Consider the following 5,945-nt stretch of genomic DNA (forward strand, 5'->3'; position numbering starts at 1 on the left):
GCCTCTGCGCCGGCCGCGTCCGCCGACCCGGCGCCCGCCGAACCCGCCGCCGTTGATCCGGCGCCCGCGGAGCCCGCCACCGGGACGCCCGCCGTCTCCACCGCTTCCGACAAGCCGGGCGCCGCATCGTGAGTCAGCAGGACATCGACGCCACCAAGGCGCCGCTCATCGAGCATCTGGTCGAGCTGCGCTCGCGGCTGATCCGGTCGATCATCGCCTTCGCGATCGCCTTCGCGCTGTGCTTCTCCGTGGCGGGGCACATCTTCAACATCCTGCTCGTGCCTTACGAGCTGGCGGCGGGCTCGGCCGAGGCCATCCGGCTGCAATACACGGCGCCGCAGGAGTATTTCATCACGCAGATCAAGCTCGCCATGTTCGGCGCGGGCTTCATCTCGTTCCCGATCGTCGCGAACCAGATCTACATGTTCGTGGCGCCGGGGCTCTACAAGAACGAGCGCTCGGCGTTCCTGCCCTACCTGATCGCGACGCCGATCCTGTTCCTGATGGGCGCGGCCTTCGTCTATTTCGCGGCCATGCCGCTCGCCATGCGCTTCTTCCTGTCGATGCAGCAGGCCGGCGGCGAGGGAAAAGCCTCGATCGAACTGATCGCGCGCACGAGCGAGTATCTCTCGCTCATCATGACGCTGATCTTCGCCTTCGGCATCTGCTTCCAGACGCCGGTGATCCTGACGCTGCTGGCGCGGGCGGGCTTCATCGACGCCAAATGGCTGGCGGACAAGCGCCGCTACGCCATCGTCGTGGTGTTCGCGGTGGCGGCTGTGCTGACCCCGCCGGACGTGATCAGCCAGGTCGCGCTTGCCGTGCCGACGATCCTTTTGTACGAGGCGTCGATCATCGTGGTGCGCATGATCGAGAAGAAGCGCGCCGCGGCGGAGGAGCCGAGCGGGGACGAGCCCTGATCGTCTCCGCCCACGGTTCCTGACGGTCTTTCAAGCTTTTCCGGGCGGTCTCTCATGCACGACATTCGGCTGATCCGGGACAATCCCGACCTGTTCGACCGCGGCCTCGCCCGCCGCGGACTGACCCCCCAGAGCGCGCGCCTGATCGCCATCGACGAGCGCCGCCGGGAGGTCATCGGCCGGCTGCAGGCGCTGCAGGAGCGCCGCAACGCCGCCTCCAAGGAGGTCGGCCAGGCCAAGGCCGCCAAGGACGAGGCCCGCGCCGCCGCGCTGATCGCCGAGGTGGCGCAGCTGAAGCAGGACGCGCCCGCGGCGGAGGCCGAGCAGACCGCCATCGAGCAGGAGCTTCAGGCGGCGCTGTCGGAGATCCCGAACATCCCGCTCGACACCGTCCCGGACGGGCCGGACGAGACCGCCAACGTGGAGCTCCACGTGGTGGGCGCGCCGCGGGAGATCCACGACGCCAAGGCCCATTACGAGCTCGGCGAGGCGCTCGGCCTGATCGACTTCGAGGCCGCCGCCCGCATGTCCGGCGCGCGTTTCGCGGTGCTGAAGGGGCAGGTGGCGCGGCTGGAGCGCGCGCTCGCCAGCTTCATGCTGGACCTGCACACCACCGAGCACGGCTACACCGAGATCGCTCCGCCGCTGCTGGTGCGCGACGAGGCCATGTTCGGCACCGCGCAGCTGCCGAAGTTCGCCGACGACCAGTTCCGCACGAGCTTCGATTTCTGGCTCATCCCGACCGCGGAGGTCTCGCTTACGAACCTCGTGCGCGAGCAGATTCTGGGCGAGGACGAGCTTCCGCTGCGCGTCACCGCCGGCACGCCCTGCTTCCGGGCGGAAGCGGGCGCCGCGGGCCGCGACACCCGCGGGCTGATCCGCCAGCACCAGTTCACCAAGGTGGAGCTGGTCTCCGTCACCACGCCGGACAAGAGCCTCGAGGAGCACGAGCGCATGCTCGGTTGCGCCGAGGAAGTGCTGAAGCGGCTGGAGCTCCCGTTCCGCACCATCACGCTCTGCACCGGCGACATGGGCTTCTCGTCGCAGAAGACCTACGACATCGAGGTCTGGCTGCCGGCGCAGAACGCCTATCGCGAGATTTCGAGCTGCTCGGTCTGCGGCGACTTTCAGGCCCGGCGCATGAACGCGCGCTACCGCCCGGCGGACGCCAAGGGCCCGCGCTTCGTGCACACGCTGAACGGCTCCGGCGTCGCCGTCGGCCGGGCGCTGGTCGCGGTGCTGGAGAACTACCAGCAGGAGGACGGCTCGATCGCGGTCCCTGCGGCGCTGCAGCCCTATATGGGCGGGCTCACCGTCATCGGGCGGGCGTCGTGACGCGTGCGTCCCGCCCGACGACGCCAAGCATCCACGATTCTGGCGCGGAACTCTCCACCGGCGGTCATGCGTGGACGTCCGCGACGGCGGGCATGACGGCGAGGAGCTTCGCGCGATGAGAATCCTGCTCACCAACGACGACGGCGTGCACGCCGAGGGGCTGGAGGCGCTGGAGCAGATCGCGCTGGAGCTGACCGACGACGTCTGGATCGTGGCGCCCGAGACCGACCAGTCCGGCGCCTCGCACTCCATCTCGCTCAGCGATCCGCTGCGCCTGCGCCAGATCGGCGAGAAGCGCTTCGCCGTGCGCGGCACGCCGAGCGACTGCGTCATCATGGGCGTGCGCCACGTGCTCGCGGACAAGCGGCCCGACCTGATCCTGTCCGGCGTGAACCGCGGCCAGAACGTCGCCGAGGACGTGACCTATTCCGGCACCATCGCCGGCGCGATCGAGGGCACGCTGCTCGGCGTGCCGTCCATCGCCCTGTCGCAGAACTACGACCGCACGCGCACGATCGCGGACCCTTACGCCACCTCCCGCGCCTATGGGGCGGACGTGGTGCGCCGCATCGTCTCCGCCGGCTTTTCCGCCGACCGGCTGGTGAACGTGAACTTCCCCGGCTGCGAGGTGGAGGAGGTGACCGGCGTCGAGGTGGCCCGGCAGGGCAAGCGCGACCAGAACCTGCTGGAGATCGAGGCCCGCTCCGACGGCCGCGGCAATCCCTATTTCTGGATCCTGTTCGGCCGCGCCCAGTCCACGGTCGAGGACGGCACCGATCTCGCCGCCATCCGCGCCCGCAAGATCTCGGTGACGCCGCTCTCCATCGACCTCACCGACCACGCCATGTTCGACGGCCTGCGCGCCGCCTTCGCGGACCGCTGACGCCATGGGCTTCGCGCCCGACGAGCAGGAACGCACGCGCCGCGCCGAACTGGTGCTGAAGCTGCGCTCGCGCGGCGTGCGCGACACCCGCACCCTGAAGGCGATCGAGACCATCCCGCGTACGCTGTTCGTGCGCTCCGAGCACCATGGCGCGGCCTATTTCGACCGCGCGCTGCCCATCGCCTGTGGCCAGACGCTGGAGGCGCCGTCGCACATCGCCGCCGCCATCGACGCGCTCGGCGCGACCGAGGGCGACACGACGCTCGAGGTCGGGACCGGCTCCGGTTACCAGACCGCGATCCTCTCCCGCGTGTCGCGAAAAGTGGTCAGCCTCGAGCGCTGGCGCGGGCTCGCCGGCGCGGCGCAGCGGCGGCTGGAGGCGCTCGGCGGCGTGAAGAATGTCGAGATCGTCTGCGCCGACGGGGCGCTGGGCCTGCCCGCGCAGGCGCCGTTCGACCGCATCCTGCTGTCGGCCTCGGTGGAGGCGCCGCCCTCGGCGCTGTTGAACCAGCTCAAGCCCGGCGGCGTCATGATCGCCCCCGTCGGCCGCGCCGGACAGGCCCAGCGTCTGACGCGCTTCGTGAAGGGCGCGGACGGCGCGCTGTCGGAGACCACCATCGGAGAAGCCCGCGCTGCGCCCCTGCTCGACGGCGTCTCCCGCGCGCTGTGATCCGGACCCATTCGTCCCCCGCGCCGCAAAGCGCGAGGGACGGGGGCGCCCATATCAGGCCGCGGGTGCGATGTGGCCGAAGCGGCCGGCCTGGAAGTCCGCGATCGCCTGCCGGATCTCGTCCGCCGAGTTCATGACGAACGGGCCATGGGCCACGACCGGCTCGTCGATGGGCTCGCCCGACAGGACCAGCAGCTTGGCGTCCGTCTCGGCCGTCAGGCGCACGGCGCCGCCCTCGCGGGCGAACACCGCCGTCTCGCCGGCGCGAAGCGCGTCGCGTTCGTCGATGCGGACCGAGCCCGAGAGCGCGATCACCGCGAGCGTGCGGCCGTCCGCGATGTCGAGCGGAACCGTTCCGCCCGCGGTCAGCCGCACGTCCAGGATGTCCATGGGCGTGAAGGTGCGCGCGGGGCCCTTCGCCTTCCCGAACGCGCCGGCCACGACCCGGACGCGGCCCGCGCCGTTCGCCAGCTCCACGGCGGGGATGTCGCTCGCCACCAGCGTCTGGTAGCCGGCGGCGGCGCCCTTGTCCTTCGCCGGTAGGTTGACCCAGAGCTGGGCCATCTCGAACGGCCCGCCCTTGGCGGCGTAGCCGGGCGAGTGGAACTCCTCGTGCACGATGCCGGACGCGGCCGTCATCCACTGCACGTCGCCCGGGCCGATCACGCCGCCGGCGCCGGTGGAGTCCCGATGCTCGACCTCGCCGTCATAGACGATGGTGACCGTCTCGAACCCCTTGTGCGGATGCGCGCCGACGCCGCGCCGGTCCGTGGTGGGCGCGAAGGCGTGGGGACCCGCGTGGTCGAGCATGATGAAGGGGCTGATGTGCCGGCCATGATCGTGATGCGAGAGCATGGTGCGCACGGGGAAGCCGTCGCCGACCCAATGGGGGCGGGGGGCGCGGTAGATGCCGAGAACCTGTCTCATGATGTCTCTCCTTGCGGCGGCCTCGGGGGCCGTCTTCGTTGCGGACAAGGTAGGGACGGGACAAAGCGGGATACAGAGGCGTAAATGGATCGGACTGTCCCATATTCAGGACAATGCCGATGCAGGATCTGAACGATCTCTACTTCTTCGCGCAGGTGGTGGAGCATGGCGGCTTCGCCGCCGCCGCCCGCCGGCTCGGCATGCCGCGCTCGCGCCTCAGCCGGCGCATCGGCCTGCTGGAGGAGCGGCTGGGCGTCCGCCTGATCCAGCGCTCCACGCGCCGGTTCCAGGTCACCGACATCGGGCTGGAATATGTCCGCCACTGCGTCGCCATGCTGGTGGAGGCGGAGGCCGCGCAGGAGGCCATCGACCGCAGCCGCTCGGAGCCCCGGGGCGTGGTGCGCGTCAGCTGCCCCTCGACTTTGCTGGCGTTCGAGGTGGGCGACATGGTGGTGCGCTACATGGCGGCCTGTCCCGCGGTGGAGGTGAGCCTGGAGAGCACCAACCGGCGGGTGGACGTGATCGCGGAAGGCTTCGACGTGGCGTTCCGGGTGCGGTTCCCGCCGCTGGAGGACAGCGGGCTGGTGATGCGCGAGCTCGGCCTCAGCCCGCAGCGGCTGGTGGCGGCGCCCGCGCTCGCCGCGGGCCTCGGGCCGAACCCGTCCCCGTCGGACCTGCCCGCGCTGCCGAGCCTCGCCTGGAGCGCGGGGCAGAGCGAGCATGAATGGCGGCTGGAGGGCGCGGACGGCGCCTCCGTCGTCGTCCGCCACGCGCCCCGCCTCGTCACGGAGGACATGATCAGCCTCCGCCGCGCGGCGCTCGCGGGCCTCGGGGTGGTGCAACTGCCGTCCATGGTGGTGGACGACGACCTCCGCTCCGGCGCGCTCGAGGTGGTGATGAGCCCATGGACGCCGAAGGCGGGCGTCGTCCATCTGGTGTTCCCGACCCGCCGGGGCCTGATGCCCGCCACGCGGTCGTTCATCGACCACGTGGTCGCGGAATATCAGGCCCGCAACGCGCCGCGCGAGGTCAGGCGATGAGGCCGTAAGGGTAGGGCGGCAGGTTGCGGCGCGGCTTGCGGGCCGGGCCGGCGGCGGTCGCCTCCACGAGGTCGCACAGGCCCTCGATCGGATCGGGCGTCCGCGCCTGCCGCTCCGCGATCCCGGCGGCGCGGCGCGAGATCGCCTCGGAGGCGAGCAGCTTCGCCAGC

At 71.0% G+C, this 5,945-nt stretch carries 7 protein-coding genes; 5 read left to right on the forward strand and 2 right to left on the reverse strand.

Annotated features, from left to right (window positions below; translation table 11 throughout):
• Positions 1–128: 128 nt before the first annotated feature.
• From tatC to ACFQ4O_RS14315, 4 genes are all read left to right on the forward strand, one after another.
• The gene (gene tatC, locus ACFQ4O_RS14300; RefSeq protein ID WP_378776486.1) at positions 129–920 is read left to right on the forward strand and encodes a twin-arginine translocase subunit TatC; all 792 of its coding nucleotides are present in this window, start codon (positions 129–131) and stop codon (positions 918–920) included.
• Positions 921–974: 54 nt separating this feature from the next.
• Positions 975–2,255 (forward strand): serine--tRNA ligase, encoded by a 1,281-nt coding sequence (serS, locus tag ACFQ4O_RS14305; RefSeq protein WP_378776488.1) that lies wholly within the window; start codon positions 975–977, stop codon positions 2,253–2,255.
• 115 nt (positions 2,256–2,370) lie between these two features.
• Positions 2,371–3,138 (forward strand): 5'/3'-nucleotidase SurE, encoded by a 768-nt coding sequence (gene surE / locus ACFQ4O_RS14310; RefSeq protein WP_378776490.1) that lies wholly within the window; start codon positions 2,371–2,373, stop codon positions 3,136–3,138.
• 4 nt (positions 3,139–3,142) lie between these two features.
• Positions 3,143–3,808 (forward strand): protein-L-isoaspartate(D-aspartate) O-methyltransferase, encoded by a 666-nt coding sequence (locus ACFQ4O_RS14315; RefSeq protein WP_378776492.1) that lies wholly within the window; start codon positions 3,143–3,145, stop codon positions 3,806–3,808.
• Between the two features lie 54 nt (positions 3,809–3,862).
• Here ACFQ4O_RS14315 and ACFQ4O_RS14320 read toward each other — a convergent pair whose 3' ends face one another.
• Positions 3,863–4,735 carry a pirin family protein gene (locus ACFQ4O_RS14320; RefSeq protein WP_378776494.1) on the reverse strand — a complete coding sequence of 291 codons (873 nt, stop codon included), beginning with the start codon at positions 4,733–4,735 and terminating at the stop codon, positions 3,863–3,865.
• Positions 4,736–4,854: 119 nt separating this feature from the next.
• On the opposite strand from ACFQ4O_RS14320, the gene ACFQ4O_RS14325 reads away from it, so the two are divergent.
• Positions 4,855–5,775, forward strand: coding sequence for a LysR substrate-binding domain-containing protein (locus tag ACFQ4O_RS14325; protein ID WP_378776496.1), 921 nt, complete (start codon positions 4,855–4,857; stop codon positions 5,773–5,775).
• On the opposite strand, the gene ACFQ4O_RS14330 is transcribed toward ACFQ4O_RS14325, so the two are convergent.
• Positions 5,765–5,945: hypothetical protein (locus ACFQ4O_RS14330; RefSeq protein ID WP_378776498.1), on the reverse strand; the 181-nt coding region annotated here is incomplete at its 5' end. The two genes, ACFQ4O_RS14325 and ACFQ4O_RS14330, sit on opposite strands and share 11 nt — an antisense overlap.

The organism is Methylopila musalis (assembly GCF_042679725.1).
Taxonomy (GTDB): Bacteria; Pseudomonadota; Alphaproteobacteria; order Rhizobiales; family Methylopilaceae; genus Methylopila; species Methylopila musalis.

What these genes read in the sequence shown, in the direction of transcription:
- ACFQ4O_RS14315 (WP_378776492.1), top strand. Translation starts at nt 3,143, where the DNA reads ATGGGCTTCGCGCCCGACGAGCAGGAACGCACGCGCCGCGCCGAACTG.
- surE (WP_378776490.1), top strand. Translation starts at nt 2,371, where the DNA reads ATGAGAATCCTGCTCACCAACGACGACGGCGTGCACGCCGAGGGGCTG.
- serS (WP_378776488.1), top strand. Translation starts at nt 975, where the DNA reads ATGCACGACATTCGGCTGATCCGGGACAATCCCGACCTGTTCGACCGC.
- ACFQ4O_RS14325 (WP_378776496.1), top strand. Translation starts at nt 4,855, where the DNA reads ATGCAGGATCTGAACGATCTCTACTTCTTCGCGCAGGTGGTGGAGCAT.
- ACFQ4O_RS14320 (WP_378776494.1), bottom strand. Translation starts at nt 4,735, where the DNA reads ATGAGACAGGTTCTCGGCATCTACCGCGCCCCCCGCCCCCATTGGGTC.